Below are 19,814 nucleotides of genomic sequence, written 5' to 3'. Positions count from 1 at the left end.
TGACGGGTGTGAGTGCTCCCCGCACGGTGCTGGTCCTCGGCGGTACGACCGAGGGCCGTGCCGCGGCCGCCGCGCTGGCCGTCCGCGACGACGTCCGGGTCGTGTCGTCGCTGGCCGGGGCCGTGCGCAGCCCGGCCCTGCCCGACGGCGAGGTCCGGATCGGCGGGTTCGGCGGTGCCGACGGGCTGGCCGCGCACCTGCGTACCGAGCGGGTGGCGGTGGTGCTCGACGCCACCCATCCGTTCGCGTCGACGATGACCGCGAACGCGGCCGCCGCCTGCGCGGGCACCGGGGTGCCGCTGGTCGTGCTGCGCCGGCCGGGCTGGACGCCCGGGCCGGGGGACCGGTGGCACCGGGTCCCCTCGGTCGCCGCCGCGGCGGCCGCGCTGCCCGACCTGCTCCCCGGCCCCGCCGGGCGGGTCCTGCTCACGACCGGCCGCGGGGGACTGGCGCACTTCGCCGATGTCGACGCGGCGTTCTGGATCCGGGCGGTCGACCCGCCCGACGGCCCGCTGCCCGCCCGGCACGAGCTGCTGCTCGACCGGGGCCCGTTCGCCCTCGACGACGAGCGCGCCCTGTTCGACGCCGTCGTCCCGCACGTGCTGGTCACCAAGGACTCCGGCGGCGCGGCGACCGCGCCGAAGCTCGCCGCGGCCCGGGAGCGCGGGGTGGCGGTCCTGCTCGTCGACCGGCCGCCGCTGCCCGGTGGGGTCGCGGTGGAGTCCACGGTGGAGGCGGCTCTGGCCCGGCTGCTCGGGGACTGATCACCAGGGGACCGGCTCGCCCGTCCAGTCGACGAAGGTGCCGGTCGGGCCGCCGTCGGGGGCCAGCAGGAGCCGCACCGCGCCGGCGGCGGCCTCGGCCGGGTCCCCGGCGGACGTGGCCGCGCGGGCGTTGAGGTTGGTCGCCCGCAGCCCCGGGGCCAGCGCGTTCACCGCGATCCCGGCGTCGGCGAGCGACTGGGCGTAGGACACGGTGAGCGCGTTCAGGGCCGTCTTCGACGACCGGTAGGCCGCCGCGCCCCCGCCCGAGCGGTGGTCGAACTGCCGGTTCGGGCCGGTGCTCCAGGTCAGCGACCCGGTCCCGCTGGAGACGTTGAGGATCCGTGGATGAGCCGAGCGCCGCAGCGCGGGCAGGAACGCGTTGGTCACCGTGACGACGCCGAACACGTTCACCTCGTAGACCCGGCGCAGGTCCTCTGCGGTCGACTCCGGGGCCGTCGCGAACGAGTCGCCCACCCCGGCGTTGTTCACCAGCAGGTCCACCCGTTCGACGGCGGCAGCCGCCGCCGCGACCGAGGCCGCATCGGTCACCTCCAGCGCGAGCGGCCGGGCGCCCGCACCGAGTGCGGCGACCGCGTCGGCACCGCGGGCGGCGTCGCGCGCCCCGACGTACACGGTGAGTCCCGCGGCCAGCAGCCCGCGGGCGATCTCGAACCCGATCCCGCTGTTCGCGCCGGTGACGACGGCGACGTCGCCCGCACCCGGTCCGGTCGGCTCGGTCATGACGGCCTCCATCTCGATCTCCAACTCCAACTCCAACGATGGCGTTGGAGATGAGCGTACGCCCCTCCGCTACCGTGCGGCCATGGCCTGGGACACCGAGGGGACGCGACGCAGGCTGAAGGACGCGGCCACCGCCGAGTTCGCCGAGCGCGGCCGCGAGGGCACGACGATGAGCCGCATCGCCGCCCGGGCCGGGATCAACAAGGAGCGCCTCTACAGCTACTTCGGCGACAAGCAGGCACTCTGGGACCTCGTGCTGGCCGAGCAGCTCGAGCTGCTCGCCGCCGGCGTCCGCGCGACCGGGACCGGCCTCGACGACGTCGGCGAGTTCGCCGGGGCCACGTTCGACCACCACGCCGACCACCCGGTGCTCGCCCGGCTGCTGCAGTGGGAGGGGCTGGACGCCACCGGACACGTCGCCGGGCGCCCGGGGCGCAGCCGGCACTACCGGGAGAAGGTCGAGCGGTTCGCGGCCGCGCAGCGCGCCGGGACGATCGACGACGGCCTCGACCCGGCCCATCTGGTGTTCGCGCTGATCGCGCTGGCCGCCTGGTGGCACACGGTGCCCCAGCTCGCCTCGATGGTGACCGGTGCCGAGCCCGGTGACCCGGCCGAGCGGGCCGCGCGCCGTGCCTTCGTCGTGGAGGCCGCCCGGCGCCTCGCCGCGCCGCGGCGGTCCCCGGACGAGGTGCCCGGCCCGGATCGGGGGTAGCGGCCGGCCCACCGGTCGCGCGTCGTCCGTCGGGGCATCCGGAACCCGGGGGCTGCCGGAACCCGGGGGAGGCCGGAACGTGGGCACGCCGCACCCCGGGGCGGACCGGGTCCCGGGGCAGGCCGGGGCTCAGGGCAGGCCGACGAGGATCCCGCCCGGTTCCGGGGCCGCGGCCAGCGCCCCGGCGAGCGCGTCCAGCCCGGTCCGCCGGGTGACCAGCCGGCCCGGGTCGAGGCGGCCCTCGGCGACGAGTGCCATCAGCTCCGGGTAGTCCGCGGCGGCCATGCCGTGGCTCCCGGTGACCGTCAGCTCGTGCGCGATCATCAGCGGCACCGGCATCACCGGCTCCCGGGCGAGCAGGCCGATCTGCACCAGCGTCCCCTGCCTGCGCAGCGACCGGACGCCGAGGTCCAGGGCGTCCGCCCGGCCCGCGGCCTCCACCGCGAGGCGGGCGCCGCCGTCGCCGACGGCCTCGCGGACCGCGTCCGGGCCGTGGGCGGTGTCCACCGCCGCCGCCGCGCCCAGCTCGACCGCCCGGGCCCGGGCCGCGGGCGAGGGGTCCGCGACGACCGACTCGGCGCCCAGCGCCGCCGCGATCAGCACCGCGGCCAGGCCGACCCCGCCCGCGCCGAGCACGAGGACCCGCTCCCCGGCGACCAGCCCGCCGCGCCCGACCAGCGCCCGGTGCGCGGTGGCGACCCGGCAGCCGAGCAGCGCGGCCCCGGCGGCGTCGGCGTCGTCGGGGACCGGCACCAGGTTGTGGTCGGCATGGTGCAGCGCGACGAGCTCGGCGAAGGAGCCGTCGTGGGTGAAGCCGGGCTGCTGCTGGTGCGGGCAGACCTGTGCGCGGCCCGCCCGGCAGTCCGGGCACACACCGCAGCCGCAGACGAACGGCGCCGTGACCCGGTCACCGGCCCGGAACCGGGTGACCCCGGTGCCGGTCGCGGCCACGCGCCCGACCAGCTCGTGGCCGGGGACGTGGGGGAGCGTCACGTCGCCGTCGTGCCCGGCCCAGGCGAAGCGGTCGCTGGCACACAACCCGGTCGCCTCCACCTGCACGACCACCCCGCCCGCGGGCGGCGTGGGGTCCGGCAGGTCGACGACCTCGGGTGGCGCACCGAACGCGGTGATCCGTACTGCTCGCATGGAGGGGATCCTTCCAGGCTCGATATGCTCGCCGTCCGAGGGAAAGGGGTGGTGCGGTGTACGCCGCGATCCTGTTCGACATGGACGGCACCCTGGTGGAGTCCGACGAGGCGGTCGCCCGGTCCTGGGCCGCCTGGGCCCGCGAGTACGGCGTCGCCGAGGCCGACCTGGTCCGCGTCGCGCACGGGGTGCCGAGCGACGGCACGATCCGGCTGCTGCGCCCGGACCTCACCGGTGCCGTGCTCGACGCGGCCGCGGCCCGCCAGCTCGAGCTGCAGTACGACGACCTCGACGACGTCGTCGCGCTGCCCGGCGCGCACGCGCTGCTCGCCGCCCTCGACGCGGCGCGGATCCCGTGGGCCGTCGTGACCAGCGCCGACCGGCGGCTCGCCGAGGCCCGCCTCGGCGCCGCCGGGATCGTCGCACCGGTGCTCGTCGCCCGCGACGACGTGCGGCACGGCAAGCCGGACCCGGAGGGCTACCGCGCCGCGGCGGCCGCACTCGGGGTGGACCCGGCCACCTGCCTCGTCGTCGAGGACGCACGGGCCGGGCTCGACGCGGGCCGGGCCGCCGGCGCGGCGACCGCGGCGCTGCGGGGACTCGACGGGGACCTGCGACTCTCCGGGCTGCCCGAGCTCACGGCCCTGCTGGGGCTCGCGGACGCGGTCAGACCGGGCGGCTCATGACGGTCAGCCCCGGACCGGGCACGCCGTCGGCGACGAACCCGGTCCGGAGGTAGAAGGCGATCGCGCGGGCGTTGTCCGGCTCCACCTTCAGCGACAGCGTGCGCGACCCGTTCTCGCGAGCGACGGCGGTGACCGCGTCGACCAGCGCGTCGGCCACCCCGGTACCGCGAAGGTCGGGGTGCACCCACATGCCGTACAGCAGGCCGTCGCCGTCGTCACCGGCCCGCCAGCACGCGGTGCCGACCGGGCGGTCGCCGTCGAAGGCGGCGAAGCGGACGTGCTCGGTCAGGACCACCCGCCAGGCGGCCGGTTCGAGGGCGGCCTGCTCGCGGTAGAAGTCGCTGTCCTCACCGAACCCGTCCCGCACCGACGCGAGGCGGGCCACGCGGGCCTGCTCCCAGTCGTCGGGCCCGAATCGCCACACCCGCAGTTGCACGGCGTGACGCTAGCGCGGAACCGGCATCCGTCAGGATGTCGTCAACGAGCCGATGTGATCAGTCGGTCGTCGTGCCGCCGGGGCCGTAGTGCCGGGGGGTGAACACGACGGTCGTGCCGCCGCGCTCGACCGCCCGGGTCGTCGACGAGCCGACGACCACCAGGGTCCGCATGTCCACCTGCTCCGGGTCCAGCTCGCCCAGCGTGGTGACGACGACCCGCTGCCCGGCGCCGCCGACGTCGCGGCCCAGCACCACCGGCGTGTCCGGGGCGCGGTGCTCCAGCAGCACGTCGCGGGCCGCCCCGACCTGCCACGGCCGGGCCTTCGAGCGCGGGTTGTAGATCGCGATCGCCAGGTCGGCCGCGGCCACGGCACGCAGCCGGTCCGCGACGACGTCCCACGGCTTGAGCCGGTCCGACAGCGAGATCAGGGCGTGGTCGTGCCCCAGCGGGGCGCCGACGGCGGCCGCCACGGCCTGCGCCGCGGACATGCCGGGCAGCACCCGGACCGGGACGTCGTGGTACTTCGGCTCCGCGGCCACCTCCAGCACCGCGGTCGCCATCGCGAACACCCCCGGGTCCCCGGCGGAGACGACGGCGACCCGCCGACCCGAGGCGGCGAGGTCCAGCGCGTGCGCGGCCCGCTCGGACTCGACCTTGTTGTCCGAGGCGTGCCGCGTCTGACGCGGGTTCGGCGGCACCCGGTCCAGGTAGGGGCCGTAGCCGACGAGGTCGTCCGCCTCGGACAGCGCGCGGGCGACCTGCGGGGTCAGCCAGTCCCGCCCGGCGGGCCCGGTCCCGACGACGACGACCTCACCCGGCCCGCGCACCGACCGCTCCTCGGCCGCCGCGCCCCCGCGCTCCGCGACGGACGCCACGGCCTCCTCGGGCACCGATGCGGCGACCTCGCCGGGCACCAGGGTGATCGCGAAGTAGGGCACGTCCGAGGGGTCCACGTCGGACAGTGCCCCGGTCCGCTGCCCCTCCATCGTCGCCCGCTCGACGTAGCGGGCCCGGTCGAGCACGCCGGCGTCGGCCATCGCCCCGCGGACCGCGGTGAAGGTGCGCCCGAGCTTCATCACCGCCGCCGAGTCGGTCCCCGCGAGCCGCCGGGCCAGCTCCTCACGGGGCAGCGTGCCCGGGATCACGGTGAGTACCTCGTCGCGCTCCACCAGCGGCTGCCCGATCGCCGCGGCCGCACCGCTGATCGAGGTCACGCCCGGCACGACCTCGGTGCGATAGCGCCCCGCCAGGCGCTTGTGCATGTGCATGTAGGAGCCGTAGAACAGCGGGTCGCCCTCGGCGAGCAGCACGACGTCGCGGCCCGCGTCCAGGTGCGCGGCGAGCCGGGCGGCGGCCTCGGCGTAGAACGCGTCGATCGCGCCCTGGTAGCCGCCGGGGTGGTCGGTGGCCTCGGTGGTGACCGGGTAGACCAGGGCCTCCTCGATCGCGGTGCCCGACAGGTGCGGCTCGGCGATCCGGCGCGCGATGGAGCGGCCGTGCCGCGCGGAGTGGTAGGCGATGACGTCGGCGTCGCGGACGAGCCGGGCGGCCTTAATGGTCGTCAGCTCGGGGTCGCCCGGACCGAGGCCGACGCCGTAGAGGGTGCCCGTCACGCTGTGCTGCTGCGCGTCACTCGCAGGCTCGTTCTCGCTGTGCTGCTGCGCGTTCACGCGATGATCTCCTGTTCGTGGGCCAGCGCGTTCAGCGCCGCCGCGGTGATCGCCGACCCGCCACGACGGCCGTGGACGACGAGGTGCTCCAGGTCGGTCCGCTCGGACAGGGCCACCTTGGACTCGGCGGCACCGATGAACCCGACCGGGATGCCGATGATCGCGGCCGGGCGGGGTGCGTCGCCCCGGTCGATGAGGTCCAGCACGTGGAACAACGCGGTCGGGGCGTTCCCGATCGCGACCACCGCGCCCTCGAAGCGGTCGGCGAGCAGCTCCAGCGCGGCCGCGGACCGGGTGTTGCCGATCCGGCGCGCGTGGTCGGGGACCCGGGCGTCGCGCAGCAGGCAGAGCACCTCGTTGTCCGCGGGGAGCCGGGCGGCGGTCACCCCGGAGGCGACCATCATCGCGTCGCACAGGATCGGGGCACCGGCCCGCAGCGCGGAGCGGGCGGCCGCGACGACGCCGTCGGAGGCGGCGATGTCGTCGACGAGGTCGACCTGGCCGCAGGCGTGGATCATGCGGACGGCGATGTCGTCGACACCGGGCGGGAGCCCGGAGAGATCGGTCTCCGCGCGGATCGTCGCGAACGAGCGGCGGTAGATCTCGTTGCCGTCGGTGATGTAGTCGTACCCGCTCAGCGGAGCTCCTCGGTCGTGATCGTGCGTCCGTCGATGACGTAGGTGTCGCGCCCGGTGGCGACCGCGTCGCGGTGCGCCGTGTGCGGGGCGCCGCAGCGCCGGCCACAGCCGACGACGTGCACCGCGTCGGGCCCCGCGCCCGCTCGCGGCCCGCCCCGCGCGATCAGCACGAGCGCGTGCGCGCGGACGTCGGCCCGGGACTTCGCGCAGCCCGGAGCGCCCGCGCAGGCACTGACCCGCACCGCCGGGTGCCCGGGGTCGACGACGAGCCCCGCCGCCGCCAGCCGGGCCGCGGCACCGGGTGCGGGGGTGGGCAGCACCAGGGTGCGCCACGGGGTGACCAGCAGCTGCGCAGCCGACTCGGCCAGCAGGTCCAGCTGCCCGGCCGACAGCTCCCCGAGCACCGGCGCGACCCCCAGCGCGCCGCCACCCAGCGCTCCGACGAGCACCGGGCCGGGACCCCCGGGCGTGCTGTCGTCGAGCCCCGGACCGGGGGAGGACACCGACCGGTGTCCGCGCAGCCGGGCCGCCACCCCGGTCGCGGCGCCGGGCAGCTCCGCGGCGCGCCAGGCCCGCGCGGCCGGGTCGGCGGCGTGCGCGGCCCGCAGGTCGAGGAACGCCGCGGCCGCGTCGAGCAGCAGCGCGGGCGCCTCGGCGGGGGAGCAGCACAGGCCGGTCGGGACGCCCGCCACGAGGAGCTCGCCCTCCTCGGGGCCCCGTGCCCGCCAGCACAGGTCGGCACGCTCGGCGGCGACGTCGCCGCGGCCGTCGTCGAGGGCGAACAGGAACCGGCCGGGCAGCGCCGACAGCGCGGGGCGTGCGCACAGGCCGCGGTCGAGCGCGGTGGCCAGACCGCGGACGTCGGCAAGACCCCCGGCGATCCCCGAGAGCGGGGAGGCCAGCACGTTGCGGACCCGCTCGTGGGTGGTCGACGGCAGCAGCCCGGCCACGGTCAGCCGCTCCACCGGGCGCGGGTCGGCCGGGTCGAGGCCGCGCAGCTGCAGGTTCCCGCGCGAGGTCAGGTGGACGGCGCCGTCCCCGGCCTCGCGGGCCAGGGCCGCGACCGCCCGCAGCGCCGCCGCGGTGACCATCCCGCCCGGCAGCCGGATCCGCGCGAGCGCCCCGTCCGCGGCCGCGTGCGGCGAGACGACGCCGGGACAGGCGTCGGTGCGGGTGCGGGTGGTCGGCGACGGCACGCCGGACACTGTAGGCATCCGAGACCGCCGAAGGGACCTGCCGGGGCGGCGGTCACACCTCGTCAGGTGTTCAGATCACGGCAGGTACCGGCGGGCCCCGGAGTACGTCGCGTCGAACCGCACCGGGGTCACCCGGACCGGGGTGGCCGCGTCGAACGCCTCGATCATCCTGCCGCCGCCGGCGTACATCGCGACGTGCGTCGCGGGGGAGTTCCAGAACAGCAGGTCACCGGGCCGCAGGTCGGCGGGGTCGCCGACCGGCCGTCCACCGCGGGACTGGTCGGAGGCGTCGCGCCCGACGGTGATCCCGTGCAGCGCGTAGGCCAGCCCGGTCAGGCCCGAGCAGTCCGGGCCGAACCCGGAGCGCCCGCCCCAGAGGTACGGACGGTCCAGGAACAGCCGCGCGGTCGCGACCAGCCCCTCCCCGGTCGGAGAGGGTGGCGCCCCCGGCCGGAGGGTCTCCGCCGCCGTCCATGCCTGGTCGCCGCCGGGCAGCGCGACCCGGACCGCGTCGCCCGCCTCGCCGACGACCGGCAGCCGGGTACCGACGCTGATCTCGCGCAGCCGCTCGGTGCGGGCCGGGTCGCGGTACAGCCAGGTCGTCGCGACGTCGTCGACGGTGCCGGCGGGCGCCCCCGCGGCGAGCGCGCCGAACGCGGGGTCGTCGACGAGCTGGGCCTCGGGGACCCAGCCGGGGTAGCCACGGTGGTCCTTGGCCGACGGCTGGCCGGGCACGACGATCTGCGCCCAGCCGTCGCGACGCGCCGTCACGGTCACGGGGGCGCCGAGCAGCACCTGGGTCTGGGTGCGCGAGGCGGTGGTGAGCTCGCGGCGGTCCTCGCTGCTCATCGACCCCAGCCACCCGGCCGGGTCGGCCGGGGTGGCGACGGCGGCCCGGTCCCGCGGGCGCGGACTGTCCGGTGAGGTCCACACCGTCGCGACCGACACGGCGACGAACGTCCGCCCCTGTCCCTCGGCGGCCGCGGGGACGGCGGCCGCGGGTAGGACGGCGCAACCGAGCACCGCGGCGAACAGGACGGGCAGGACACGGGGCACGGCCGGGACTCTCGACGGCGGGAGGCGTCGGGGCAAGCACCCACACCGCCGGGTCATCACGACGAGTGGGGTGGCCCCGCTCACCGTTCACGACCCGCCTCGCAGGTCGTCGCCGGGTACCGGGAGGTGAAACGCGCGGCCCGAACGCCGTCAGCCTCTTGTCAGGTCCCCCCGCTGCTCTTAGTGTATGCGTATGCATCTTACTGAAGCGGACCTGCGGCGCATCGGGTCGCCCGTCACCGTGGCGAAGGCGCCTGCCGTCGTCGACAGCGCGGACCTGCGCGACCCGGCCGTGGTCGCCACCGTCTCGGAGATGCTGCGCACCATCTCCGCCGGCGGGATGGACGCGGTGCTGCGCTACGCCCGGGAGCTCGACGGGTTCACCGGCACCGACCTGCTCGTCGGCCCCGCCGAGCTGGCTCGTGCCGGGGACGAGCTGCCCGCGGACCTGCGCGAGGCGCTGGAGGCGGGCGCGGACCGGACCCGTCGGTTCGCGCGGATGCAGCGGGACCGGCTGCAGGACTTCGAGGCCGAGGTCCTGCCCGGGGTGGTGTGCGGTCAGCGTCTGATCCCGGTCGGGAACGTCGGCGCCTACCTCCCGGCGGGCCGGTTCCCGCTGCTGGCCGGCGCGTTCATGACGGTCGGGGTGGCCGGGGTGGCGGGCGTGCCGAACATCGTCGCGGCGACCCCGCCCTCGCGCGACGGGCGCCCGCACCCGGCCGTGCTCTACGCGGCGCACATCAGCGGTGCCGACGCGGTGTACGCCGTCGGCGGTGTGCAGGCACTCGCCGCCATGGCGTTCGGGCTGCTCGACGGGACGCCCTCGGACATGATCGTCGGCGCCGGCAACGCCTACGTGGCCGAGGCCAAGCGCCAGCTCTACGGGCAGGTGGGCATCGACGTGCTGGCCGGGCCGTCGGAGATCGCGGTGATCGCCGACGACACCGCCGACGCCGCGACCGTTGCCGCGGACCTGCTGGCCCAGGCCGAGCACGGGCCGACCTCGCCCGCGTCGCTGGCCACCACCTCCGAGCGGCTGGCCGAGGAGGTCCCGCGGGAGATCGAGAAGCAGCTCGCGGGCCTGGCCACCGCGGAGATCGCCGGCGCGGCCTGGCGCGACCACGGCACGGTCTACCTGGCGCCCGACCGCGAGACCGTCGCCCGGGTCATGGACACCCTCGCTCCCGAGCACCTCGAGGTGATCGCCGAGGACCTCGACTGGTGGCTGGGGCGGCTGCGCAACTACGGCTCGCTGTTCCTCGGCCCGCACTCGACGGTGGCCTACGCCGACAAGGGCATGTCCGGCACCAACCACGTGCTGCCGACGACCCGGGGGGCGCGCTACACCGGCGGGCTGTCGGTGGCCGGCTTCCTCAAGCAGCTGACCTACCAGCGGGCCACGCGCGAGGCGACCCGGGCCCAGGCCGAGCCGACCGTGACCGTGTCCGACTTCGAGCAGCTCGTCGGACACCGGGACAGCGCCCGCATCCGACTCGACGCGCTCAGGAGCTGAACGCGCATGCGTATGTATACACGGGGCGTGGTCGCCGGCCGCGGCGCCCGCCTTCCGGTGGTCGCGGTGGGGCTCGCCGTCGTCCTGCTGCTCGCGGGGTGCGGCGCCGGGTCGCGGACCCCCGCCGCCACCGCCACGCTCGTCCCGTGTGACTTCCCGCCGCCGCCGTCGTCGGTGGACGTCAACGTCCTGGCCTACAACTCCTCGGCCATCGACCCGTTCACCAACTCCATGGTGCGCAGCTGCTCCAAGGACGGGGTGACCCTGCACCACGAGCCGGTCGACTACGCGGGCCAGTCGCAGAAGACGACGGCCACCCTGGCCGGGCGCTACGGCACGTACGACATCCTCGAGACCTACGGATTCGTCGTCCCGCAGCAGGCCTCGACCGGCAAGCTGCACCCGCTCGACGATCTGATGGTCCGCTACGGCGCGGAGCTCGGTCTCGACCGGCTCAACCCCGAGATGCGCGAGGCGCTGTCCTACGACGGGAAGCTCTACGGCATCCCGATGCAGGCCCAGACCTTCGTCATGGCCTACCGCCGCGACGTGTTCGACCGCCTCGGCATCGCCCCGCCGCGGACCTTCGCCGAGCTGCGCCAGGCCGCCGACCGCATCCAGCGCGAGGGCGGGATCCGCTACCCGCTGGCCCTGCCGCTGCTGGCGAGCTCGGACGTCGCGACCGCCTACGACGCGGCGCTGGGCTCGCTGGGCACCGACTACGTCGACCGTGACACCGGCCGCCCGAACTTCGACACCCCACAGGCCGCGCGGGCCTTCACCGAGCTGCGGTCGCTGCTGCCGTTCATGGACCCGCAGGTGACGACCTTCGCCCAGCCCGCGGTGCAGCAGCAGATGTACAACGGCTCGGCCGCGATCGCGATCATGTTCAGCGGCCGCATGCTGGATCTCACCGACCCCGCCAACAGCCGGTTCGCGACCGACTTCGCGTTCGCCGCGCCGCCGTCGGTCGCCGGTGGGGACGTCCTCTACAACGCCCTGTCGGTGGACGGCTGGGCCATCCCGGAGAACACCGAGGTGGACAAGGACCTGCTGTTCCGGCTGGTCGCCGCCTCGGTGGGCGAGGAGGCGTCGCGGGCCGCGGTGCCGGCGGCCTTCCCGGCCCGCGAGGGCAGCGTGACGCCGGCGAGCAGCCCGTTCGCGCCGGCGCAGCTGACCGCGCTCGGGAAGGCCCCGCCGCCGGAGCCGTTCCCGTGGACCTCCCGGATCAGCAACGAGACCCGCCCGGTCGTCGCCGACGTGCTGGCCGGCCGGACGACGATCCCCGACGGTCAGCGGCAGATGCAGGAGATCGCGACCGCGATCGTCGCCGAGTACCGGCGCTGACGTACTGGCGCTGAGGTACTGGCACTGACCCCTTCCCACTACCCACGAGAGCGAGGTGAGGCGATCATGCGCAGGCGCGAGTTCCTGGGGCTGGTCTCCCCGAGCCTGCTGGTGATGCTCGGCCTGCTGCTGTTCCCGCTCTACAAGACGGTGGAGTGGAGCCTGCAGCGGGTCAACTACGGCGAACCCGGCACCTTCCTCGGCCTGGACAACTACGCCCAGGCCCTGTCCGACCCCCGGCTCGGGCGGGCCGTGCTGTTCACCGTCGGCCTGACCGTCGCGGTCGTCGCCGTCCTACTGGTCGGGGGCTACGTGCTCGCCGTCCTGGTCAACGGGCTCGGCCGGTCCCGCCCGTGGGTCCTCGGCGTGCTGCTGGTGTCCTACGTCGTGCCCAACGTCGTCGGCGCCACGATGTTCTCCTGGCTGTTCGACTCCAACTTCGGCGGCGTCGTCGACTACCTGATCACCGAACTCACCGGGGCCGAGATCCTCTGGTTCACCGAGCCGTGGGCGAACCGGGTCATGATCGGGCTCGACACGGTCTGGTTCATGCTGCCGTTCGCCATGCTGGTGATCCTCGCCGGGCTGCAGGGCGTGCCGGGGGAGATCGTCGAGGCCGCCCGGATCGACGGCGCGACCGGCTGGCGGGTGCACTGGCACGTGATCGTGCCGAGCATCCGGGGCGTCCTCACCTTCGTCTCGATCATCTCGATCATGGACGTGCTGCGGACGTTCGACCAGCTCGTCCCGCTCTCGCCGCAGGCACCGCAGATCGGCAACGAGTCGATCATGCTCTACATCTACAACATCGCCTTCCAGGACGGCGGCCAGCAGCTGGGGCTCGGCAGCGCGATCAACGTGCTGCTCATCGTCCTGATCGTGCTGCTGCTCTCCCCGTTCATCCGGGACATGGCCAAGGAGGCCCGCCAGTGACCAGCGTGCAGACCACCCCGCCGGCCACCACCGCCCCCGGCCCGTCCGACGATGCCGGCCCCGCCCGGGCCCGCCGCCGCCCGCGGGGGAGGACCGTGCTGGTCGGCGGCCTGCTGCTGGTGGTCTGCTGGGTGATGCTGAGCCCGGTGCTGTGGACGGCCATGTCGGTCACCAAGCCGACCGACGTCGCCTTCCTCGACCCGCCGGTGTTCACCTGGACCCCGACGTTCACCGCGTTCGTCGACCTGTGGCAGACCACCGAGTTCTACCGGTACCTGCTCAACACCCTGGTCGTCGCGCTGATCAGCACGGTGATCGCGCTGCTCATCGGCATCCCCGCCGCCTACGCGCTGTCGCGCTACCCGGGCTGGGTGTCGGTGGCCCTGCTCATCACGGCGCTGATCTTCCGTGCGCTGCCCCGCTTCGCGGTCGTACTGCCGATGTACGAGCTGTCGCGCTCGCTGGGGATCTACGACACGACCGTCGCCGTCGCCGCCGCGCTCGTGGCGATCAACCAGCCGTTCTCGATCTGGCTGCTGCGCAACTTCTTCGCCGAGATCCCCAAGGAGCTCGACGAGGCCGCCATGCTCGACGGCTGCAGCCGCTTCCAGATCCTCTGGCGGGTCATGGTGCCGCTGATGGGCCCCGGGATCCTGACCGCGGGGATCTTCATGTTCCTGTTCGCGTTCCAGGAGTACCTGACGGCGAACGTGCTCACCGACGTCGTCGCCCGCACCGTCCCGGTCTTCATCGCCACCCAGCTCGGGCAGACCCTGCCGATGCTCCAGCAGGCCGGCGCCGCCGCGATCCTGCTGACGCTGCCGGTGATCGGGTTCGCCTTCGTCGCCCAGCGCTACCTCGTCGCCGGTCTGGGCGCGGGCTCGGTCAAGGGCTGAGCGGTGCCCGCCGTCCCGTCGTCCCCGCCGCTGGTCCTGCTGCCGGGCATGAACTGCTCGGCCCGGCTGTGGGGCCCGGCGGGGGCCGGGGCGCTGCACCCGGTCCTCGACCGGCCGACCCTCGACGAGCAGGTCCAGGCGCTGCTCGACGCCCTGCCCGACCGGTTCGCCCTCGGCGGGCTCAGCCTGGGCGGGATCGTCGCGATGGCGTTGACCCGGCGGGCCCCGGAGCGGGTCGCCGGGCTGTGCCTGATGGCGACCAACGCCCGCGCGCCCACCCCCGAACAGCGCGCCGGCTGGGACGCGGCGCTCACCCGGCTCGACGACGGCGCCCCCGCCCGGGCCCTGCAGCCGCTGGACCTGCTGCTGCACGACCGGTCGCTCGACGCCACCGCCCTCCAGATGGCCGACGAGACGGGGGAGCGGCGCCTCGCGGCCCAGCTGCGACTGCAGGGCACCCGCGTCGACGAGCGCCCGGCCCTGCCCGCCGTCGCGGTGCCGACCCTGGTGCTGGCCGGCGAGCAGGACCGGCTGTGCCCGGTCGAGCGGCACACCGAGATCGCCGAGCTGGTGCCGGACGCCCGGCTGCACGTGCTGCCGGGCGTCGGTCACCTGCTCCCGGTCGAGGACCAGGACACAGTGGCGGCATTGCTGGGGGAGTGGCTGTCCGAGGTGCACGGGCGCTCCGCCCGCTGATCGCTCGCGTGTGTGATCCGGAGCCCGCGCGGTGATCCCGCGTTCGCGTGCTGATCCGACGCCCGCGCGGTGATCCGACGCTCGCGCGGTGATCGGCTGTTCGCGCGCGTCGGGACGCGCGCGACGACCGGTTCTGCGCGCGTACCGCGGATCACCGCGCGGCCGTCGGGCACGTGGGGGAGCCGACGCGCCCGGGGGCAGGGGGACGCGCCGAGCCCCGGCTCGGGGGTGTTGTGCGCCGGGCCGACCGCAAGATTGCCGCGAGCGAGGGTTCCGGTGCCACGGACGGCACCGGAACCCTCACTCGCGGCGATCATGGTCGGAGCCTGCCCTGCCGGCGGCGGCGCTCAGCCCGTCGCCGTGGCCAGCTCCCGGAACGACGCCATCATCACCGCGGTCAGGTTGTAGACCACCAGCTGCGCCCCGCCGTCGAACGACGCCGCGGCCGCGTCCGCCGATCCCGCCAGGTCGGCCCGCACGGCGCCGCGGACCGCCGGGTCGGCGCGCACCGCCGCCAGCAGCTCCGCGACGGGCGGGTCGGTGTCGGTGCGGGACGCGCCCAGGTCCGCGACGCCGACGAGCCAGCCGTCGATCCCGTCCACCCCGACGATCTCCCCGGCCCGGGCGAGGGCGCCGGGTGACTCGAGCATCGCCACGACCAGGACGTCCTGCGCCGCCGCCCGGTGCTGCGCCGCGGTGACCTCGCCGAACCGGCCCGCCCGCGGGTACGTCGCGAACCCCCGGGTCCCGTGCGGTGGGTACCGCAGCGCCCGCACCAGCGCGGCGGCCTGCTCCGCGTCCTCCACGTGCGGGGCGACGATCCCGCGGGCGCCCTGGTCGAGCGCGCGCTGGGCCAGGTGGTGCTCGCCCTCCCCGGGCCGGACCAGCACCGGGAGCCCGTGCGCGTCGGCGAACGCGATGTGGGTGCGCAGCGACGACACGTCGGCCGGGCCGTGCTCGCAGTCGATCAGGACGAAGTCCAGACCGGCGACGGCGAGCATCTCCACGATCTCCTCGCACGGCATCCGCACCAGGGCCCCGGCGAGCCGCTCCCCGGCGGCGACCCGCGCCCTCACGCGATCATCCCGGCCGACAGGTCGACGTCGGCGCCCGACAGCCCCGGCATGGCGAGCATCGCGACGACGGCCGCACCCACCTCGTCGGCGGTGATCATGCGGCCGAGCGCGGCCCGCCCGACGAACGCCGCGCGCGCCGCGGCGACGTCGGTGCCGGTCCGCCGCGCCTCGAGGGCGAAGTTCCGGTCCATCCGGTCACCCTCGACCGGGCCGGGCGACAGGGCGTTGACCCGCACCCCGGCCGGGCCGGCCTCGAACGCGAGCGTCGAGGTCAGCCCGAGCACCGCGGTCTTCGACGCGCAGTACGGCGTGTGTCGGGCGAGCGGCCGCTTCCCCGACACCGAGGCCACGTTGACCACGTCGCCGTCGCCGCGCTCCAGCATCGGCGGCAGGAACGCCCGGCACACCAGGTAGGTGCCGCGCACGTTGACCGCGAACACCTCGTCCCACTCCTGCGGGCTCACCTCGACCAGCGGGGCGACCGGACCGGCGATCCCGGCGTTGTTGACGACGATCGAGACCTCCTCGTCGCCGAGCCGGTCCGCCAGGTCCGCGACGGAGTCCGGGTCGGCGACGTCGCACGTCTCGGCCCGGGCGGCGGGCCCGATCCGGGCCGCGGTCGCGGCGAGGGCGTCGGCGCGCCGTCCGGCGAGTACGACCCGGGCGCCGGCGCGGGCCAGGTGCGACGCGATCGCCGCACCCAGCCCGCTGCCGCCGCCGGTCACCAGCGCGGTGCGCCCCGTGACCGATCCGCTCACGACCCGGCCACCGGGACGGCCGGGGTGGCGGCCGTGACCTCATCGAGCCAGCCGAACCGGTCGCCGCCGTGCCGCCAGGCTCGCAGGTCGCCTGAGCGGGCGTGCCCCTCGAACAGCTCCACCCGCGACGCCCGCCCGCAGACCCGGCCGAGCTCGGCGCTCGCCCCGGGGTCGCGCACCTCCTGGTAGGTGCAGGTCTTGAGGTACTTCCCGACCCACAGCCCGCCGGTGTAGCGGGCCGCGCCCAGGGTGGGCAGCACGTGGTTGGTGCCGATCACCTTGTCGCCGTAGGAGACGCAGGTGTTCTCCCCGAGGAACAGTGCCCCGTAGTTCCGCATCCGGTCCAGCGCCTCGCGCGGCCGGGCGGTGAACACCTGGACGTGCTCGGCGGCGAGGTCGTCGGCGACGCGCCACATCTCGTCGGCGTCGTCGCAGACCACGATCCGGCCGTGGTCGCGCCACGCGGGCCCGGCCAGGTCGTTCGTGGGCAGCCCCGGCAGCAGCCGGTCGACCAGGTCGAGCACCGCCCGTCCCAGTGCGGCGGAGGTGGTGACGAGTACGGCGGGGGAGTCCGGGCCGTGCTCGGCCTGCGACAGCAGGTCGACGGCGACGGTGAGCGGCTCGGCGGTGTCGTCGGCGACGACCAGGATCTCGGTGGGCCCGGCGAACAGGTCGATGCCGACCTCGCCGAACAGCTGCCGCTTGGCCTCGGCGACGTAGGCGTTGCCCGGTCCGGCCAGCATGTCGACCGGGGAGATCGAGTCGGTGCCCAGTGCCATCGCCGCGACCGCCTGGACCCCGCCCAGGACGTGGATCTCGTCCGCGCCGGCCAGGTGCATCGCCGCGACCGTCGCCGCCGGGACCTCGCCGCGGATCGGGGGCGTGCAGGCGACCACGTGCGGGACGCCCGCGGCCTTCGCGGTCACGATCGTCATGTGCGCCGACGCCGTCAGCGGGTACCGCCCGCCCGGCACGTACGCACCCGCCGAGCCGACCGGGACGTGCCGGTGCCCGAGGACCACACCCGGCAGGGTCTCGACCTCGACGTCGTGCAGGGACTCCCGCTGGACCCGCGCGAAGTTCCGGACCTGGTCCTGCACGAACCGGATGTCGTCGACCACCTGCCGCGGCAGCGACGCGACCAGCTCGTCGACCCGCTCGGGGGTCAGGCGCTCCGGGGCGCGGCCGTCGAACCGGTCCGCGTACTCCCGCACCGCCGCGTCGCCGCGCGTGCGCACGTCGTCCACGATCGCCCGGACCCGCTCGGCGACGCCCGCGTCGCTGCGGCGCGGGGCCGTCCCCGTCGCACTCTTCAGTTCCTGCGCCATACCGCCCTCTCTTGGTAGCATACGTATGCGCTACGGCTCAGCAGTGAACGGCGGCGACGCGCCGCTGTCAAGGGTGTGTCCGGCGGAGCACTAGGCTCGACGGCCGGTCGGGGGAAGGGCGGACATGGTCACCAGTCGCGACGTGGCGAGGCTCGCCGGGGTCTCGCAGCCGACGGTGTCGCGCGCGCTCACCGACCACCCCCGGGTGTCGGAGGCGACCAAGCGCAAGGTCCGCGAGGCGGCCCTGGCCCTGGGCTACTCGACCAACGCGATCGGGCGGGCGCTGTCGGTGGGCCGCTCGAACCGGATCGGGCTGGTCGTCGCCGACCTGGAGAACCAGTTCTACGCGAACATGATCGGCCCGCTGCACCACGAGCTGGAGGGGCTCGGCCACGAGCTCGTGCTGATCACCGAGTCGGCCGGGACCGCGCCGCTGCCCGAGCGGGTCGCCGCGCACGGCCTGGCCGGGGTGGTGCTGTCCACGACGACGGTGGACTCCATCCAGCCCGCCCGGCTGCGCGACCGCGGCGTGCCGTTCGTCTACCTGAACCGGACCGCACCCAGCGTGGCCGCCGACGCGGTGACCGTCGACCCCGAGCAGGGTGTGCGCGAGGTGCTCGACGAGGCCGTCCGGCTGGGCCACACCCGGATCGGGGCGATCTTCGGGCCGCGCAACACCAGCACCGGTGAGGTGCGCGAGCAGGTCGTGCGCACGGTGCTCGACGAGCACGGCCTGACGCTCGCCCAGCGCGACGTGCTGCACGGCCCGTTCGACTTCGCCACCGGCCGGGAGGGGTTCCGCACGCTGTACGAGCGGGCCGGCGGACCGACCCTGCTGCTGTGCGGCAACGACGTCGTCGCGCTCGGGGTGCTCGACGCCGCCGCCGAGGCCGGCGTCCCGGTGCCCGGTCACACCTCGGTGGTCGGCTTCGACGACCTGCCGACCTCGCGCTGGGCCATGGTCCGTCTCAGCACCGTCGCCTACGACCTCGACGAGGTCGCCCGGGAGTCCGCCCGCCTGGTCGTCGCGCGGCTGACCGACCCCACGGCCGAGCCGCGGCACGTCGTGTACCCGACGCACTACGTCGCCCGCGCGACCGTGGCCGCTCCCCGGGCGTAGCCGGTCCGGTCGCCGGAAATCCCCGCGCGGCCCTTGCCGGCAGATGTGCATACGCATACAGTCGTGGCACGGATCCCGACGAGGAAGGACGACCATGGCGCTCGACCCGGTCGCGTATGAGCCCTACAACGACCCGGACGACTTCATCCGGGAGGTGACCGACCGGATCTGGGTCCAGCGGGACGTGTCCTACATCGTCGACAACTACGAGCCGGACTCGATCGTCCACGGCGGGCTCGGCACCGTGGTCGGCCGTGACGGGGTGATCGAGGGCAGCCTGATGCGCATCGCGGGCACACCGCAGCACGTCGGGCAGGCGGAGGACGTGGTGTGGGAGGCCCGCGGCGACGACGCGTTCCTCAGCTCGCACCTGGTCTTCTCCGCCGACGAGATCCTCGTCGACGGCGTCGTGCGGCGGATCCGCAAGCGCACCATCGCCAACTGTCTCTACCGCCGCGGGCGGATGGTGGAGGAGTGGGTGGTGCGCGACGAGCTCGCCGACTGCCTGCAGCGGGGCATCGACCCCGCCGAGGCCGCCCGGGAGCTGCGGTTCCGCGGCTACCAGGGCTCGATGACCGAGCAGCCGCCCAAGGACGTGCTCGCGGTCGGCGACAGCGGCCCGCGGCCGGACGACTTCCGGCCCGAGTGCGAGATGGTACTGGAGTTCCTCGAGGAGGTCTGGAACTCCCGGCGCTACCAGAAGGTCACCGACTACATGCACCGTGACCTGTTCCTGCACACCGTCGGGGACCAGACCGTCGTCCGCCCGGACGGCTACCAGCGCGACCTGCTCGCGCTCGTCGCGCCGTTCCCGGACGCCAGGTTCGAGGTCCGCGACGTCCAGACCAACCACGCCGAGCGCTACGCGGGCCTGCGGATCGCGGTGACCTGGGTGATGCGCGGGACCTACCGCGGCACGCCCGCGTTCGGTCCGCTCACCGGCGGCGAGGTGGAGCTGCTCGGCGTCTCGCAGTTCCTGGTCCAGGGCGGCCGCATCGTCAAGGAGGTCCGGGTCTTCGACGAGATCGCGCTGCGTGCGCAGATCGACGCCGGCCGGACCGAGGCGTTCACCGACACCAACATCTACTGACCGGAGCACC

The 19,814-nt window shown here is 75.2% G+C and carries 20 protein-coding genes; 10 read left to right on the top strand and 10 right to left on the bottom strand.

Translation table 11 applies throughout. The features are described from left to right. The first annotated feature begins 8 nt into the window (after positions 1–8). Positions 9–764 (top strand): cobalt-precorrin-6A reductase, encoded by a 756-nt coding sequence (locus tag Ae331Ps2_RS26775; protein WP_075305755.1) that lies wholly within the window; start codon positions 9–11, stop codon positions 762–764. Here Ae331Ps2_RS26775 and Ae331Ps2_RS26770 read toward each other — a convergent pair whose 3' ends face one another. Further along, a complete protein-coding gene (locus Ae331Ps2_RS26770; protein WP_075311636.1) occupies positions 765–1,505 on the bottom strand; it encodes an SDR family NAD(P)-dependent oxidoreductase in 741 nt (246 codons plus the stop codon). It abuts the gene before it with no gap. Between the two features lie 82 nt (positions 1,506–1,587). Between Ae331Ps2_RS26770 and Ae331Ps2_RS26765 the strand changes: the two genes are divergently transcribed. Then, on the top strand, positions 1,588–2,217 hold the full coding sequence (locus Ae331Ps2_RS26765) for a TetR family transcriptional regulator (RefSeq protein WP_075305756.1): 630 nt from the start codon (positions 1,588–1,590) through the stop codon (positions 2,215–2,217). Between the two features lie 129 nt (positions 2,218–2,346). On the opposite strand, the gene Ae331Ps2_RS26760 is transcribed toward Ae331Ps2_RS26765, so the two are convergent. After that, positions 2,347–3,363 (bottom strand): alcohol dehydrogenase catalytic domain-containing protein, encoded by a 1,017-nt coding sequence (locus tag Ae331Ps2_RS26760; RefSeq protein ID WP_075305757.1) that lies wholly within the window; start codon positions 3,361–3,363, stop codon positions 2,347–2,349. A gap of 56 nt (positions 3,364–3,419) precedes the next feature. Here Ae331Ps2_RS26760 and Ae331Ps2_RS26755 point away from each other — a divergent pair, with 56 nt between their 5' ends. Further along, positions 3,420–4,049: an HAD-IA family hydrolase gene (locus Ae331Ps2_RS26755; protein WP_233147510.1), complete on the top strand. Its 630-nt coding sequence runs from the start codon at positions 3,420–3,422 to the stop codon at positions 4,047–4,049. On the opposite strand, the gene Ae331Ps2_RS26750 is transcribed toward Ae331Ps2_RS26755, so the two are convergent. From Ae331Ps2_RS26750 to Ae331Ps2_RS26730, 5 genes are all read right to left on the bottom strand, one after another. Continuing rightward, complete coding sequence (locus Ae331Ps2_RS26750; protein ID WP_075305758.1) at positions 4,030–4,485, bottom strand: GNAT family N-acetyltransferase; 456 nt, start codon at positions 4,483–4,485, stop codon at positions 4,030–4,032. The two genes, Ae331Ps2_RS26755 and Ae331Ps2_RS26750, sit on opposite strands and share 20 nt — an antisense overlap. A gap of 58 nt (positions 4,486–4,543) precedes the next feature. After that, positions 4,544–6,100 carry a precorrin-2 C(20)-methyltransferase gene (locus tag Ae331Ps2_RS26745; protein WP_075311640.1) on the bottom strand — a complete coding sequence of 519 codons (1,557 nt, stop codon included), beginning with the start codon at positions 6,098–6,100 and terminating at the stop codon, positions 4,544–4,546. Between the two features lie 53 nt (positions 6,101–6,153). Beyond that, on the bottom strand, positions 6,154–6,795 hold the full coding sequence (locus tag Ae331Ps2_RS26740; protein ID WP_060714708.1) for a precorrin-8X methylmutase: 642 nt from the start codon (positions 6,793–6,795) through the stop codon (positions 6,154–6,156). Then, complete coding sequence (locus tag Ae331Ps2_RS26735) at positions 6,792–7,991, bottom strand: precorrin-3B synthase (RefSeq protein WP_139318692.1); 1,200 nt, start codon at positions 7,989–7,991, stop codon at positions 6,792–6,794. The genes Ae331Ps2_RS26740 and Ae331Ps2_RS26735 overlap by 4 nt, the downstream gene beginning before the upstream one ends. Positions 7,992–8,066: 75 nt before the next feature. Then, complete coding sequence (locus Ae331Ps2_RS26730) at positions 8,067–9,047, bottom strand: C40 family peptidase (RefSeq protein ID WP_075305760.1); 981 nt, start codon at positions 9,045–9,047, stop codon at positions 8,067–8,069. A gap of 193 nt (positions 9,048–9,240) precedes the next feature. On the opposite strand from Ae331Ps2_RS26730, the gene hisD (Ae331Ps2_RS26725) reads away from it, so the two are divergent. The 5 genes from hisD (Ae331Ps2_RS26725) (at position 9,241) to Ae331Ps2_RS26705 (ending at position 14,432) form a co-directional block, all read left to right on the top strand. Then, positions 9,241–10,560, top strand: coding sequence for a histidinol dehydrogenase (gene hisD, locus Ae331Ps2_RS26725; RefSeq protein WP_075305761.1), 1,320 nt, complete (start codon positions 9,241–9,243; stop codon positions 10,558–10,560). Positions 10,561–10,566: 6 nt separating this feature from the next. Next, positions 10,567–11,907 carry an ABC transporter substrate-binding protein gene (locus Ae331Ps2_RS26720; protein WP_083696049.1) on the top strand — a complete coding sequence of 447 codons (1,341 nt, stop codon included), beginning with the start codon at positions 10,567–10,569 and terminating at the stop codon, positions 11,905–11,907. Positions 11,908–11,973: 66 nt separating this feature from the next. Beyond that, a complete protein-coding gene (locus Ae331Ps2_RS26715; RefSeq protein ID WP_075305763.1) occupies positions 11,974–12,840 on the top strand; it encodes a carbohydrate ABC transporter permease in 867 nt (288 codons plus the stop codon). Beyond that, on the top strand, positions 12,837–13,736 hold the full coding sequence (locus Ae331Ps2_RS26710; RefSeq protein ID WP_075305764.1) for a carbohydrate ABC transporter permease: 900 nt from the start codon (positions 12,837–12,839) through the stop codon (positions 13,734–13,736). The genes Ae331Ps2_RS26715 and Ae331Ps2_RS26710 overlap by 4 nt, the downstream gene beginning before the upstream one ends. 3 nt (positions 13,737–13,739) lie before the next feature. Continuing rightward, positions 13,740–14,432 carry an alpha/beta fold hydrolase gene (locus Ae331Ps2_RS26705; protein WP_083696048.1) on the top strand — a complete coding sequence of 231 codons (693 nt, stop codon included), beginning with the start codon at positions 13,740–13,742 and terminating at the stop codon, positions 14,430–14,432. A gap of 347 nt (positions 14,433–14,779) precedes the next feature. On the opposite strand, the gene Ae331Ps2_RS26700 is transcribed toward Ae331Ps2_RS26705, so the two are convergent. From Ae331Ps2_RS26700 to hisD (Ae331Ps2_RS26690), 3 genes are read right to left on the bottom strand one after another with little or no spacing between them, the layout of a single operon-like run. Then, entirely contained in the window at positions 14,780–15,508 is a 729-nt protein-coding gene (locus tag Ae331Ps2_RS26700) for an HpcH/HpaI aldolase/citrate lyase family protein (RefSeq protein ID WP_075305765.1), read from the bottom strand. Then, positions 15,505–16,266: an SDR family NAD(P)-dependent oxidoreductase gene (locus Ae331Ps2_RS26695; protein ID WP_075305766.1), complete on the bottom strand. Its 762-nt coding sequence runs from the start codon at positions 16,264–16,266 to the stop codon at positions 15,505–15,507. The genes Ae331Ps2_RS26700 and Ae331Ps2_RS26695 overlap by 4 nt, the downstream gene beginning before the upstream one ends. Beyond that, on the bottom strand, positions 16,263–17,594 hold the full coding sequence (gene hisD, locus Ae331Ps2_RS26690; protein ID WP_075305767.1) for a histidinol dehydrogenase: 1,332 nt from the start codon (positions 17,592–17,594) through the stop codon (positions 16,263–16,265). The genes Ae331Ps2_RS26695 and hisD (Ae331Ps2_RS26690) overlap by 4 nt, the downstream gene beginning before the upstream one ends. A 124-nt stretch (positions 17,595–17,718) precedes the next feature. Here hisD (Ae331Ps2_RS26690) and Ae331Ps2_RS26685 point away from each other — a divergent pair, with 124 nt between their 5' ends. Then, positions 17,719–18,714, top strand: a complete 996-nt coding sequence (locus tag Ae331Ps2_RS26685) for a LacI family DNA-binding transcriptional regulator (RefSeq protein ID WP_020626026.1) — start codon at positions 17,719–17,721, stop codon at positions 18,712–18,714. A gap of 94 nt (positions 18,715–18,808) precedes the next feature. Next, a complete protein-coding gene (locus Ae331Ps2_RS26680) occupies positions 18,809–19,804 on the top strand; it encodes an ester cyclase (protein WP_075305768.1) in 996 nt (331 codons plus the stop codon). Positions 19,805–19,814 lie beyond the last annotated feature (10 nt).

The sequence above is a fragment of the Pseudonocardia sp. Ae331_Ps2 genome, assembly GCF_001932405.1.
Classification (GTDB): Bacteria; Actinomycetota; Actinomycetes; order Mycobacteriales; family Pseudonocardiaceae; genus Pseudonocardia.
Note: the sequence above shows the minus strand (reverse complement) of the source record. Positions and strands in the feature narration are given on the sequence as shown.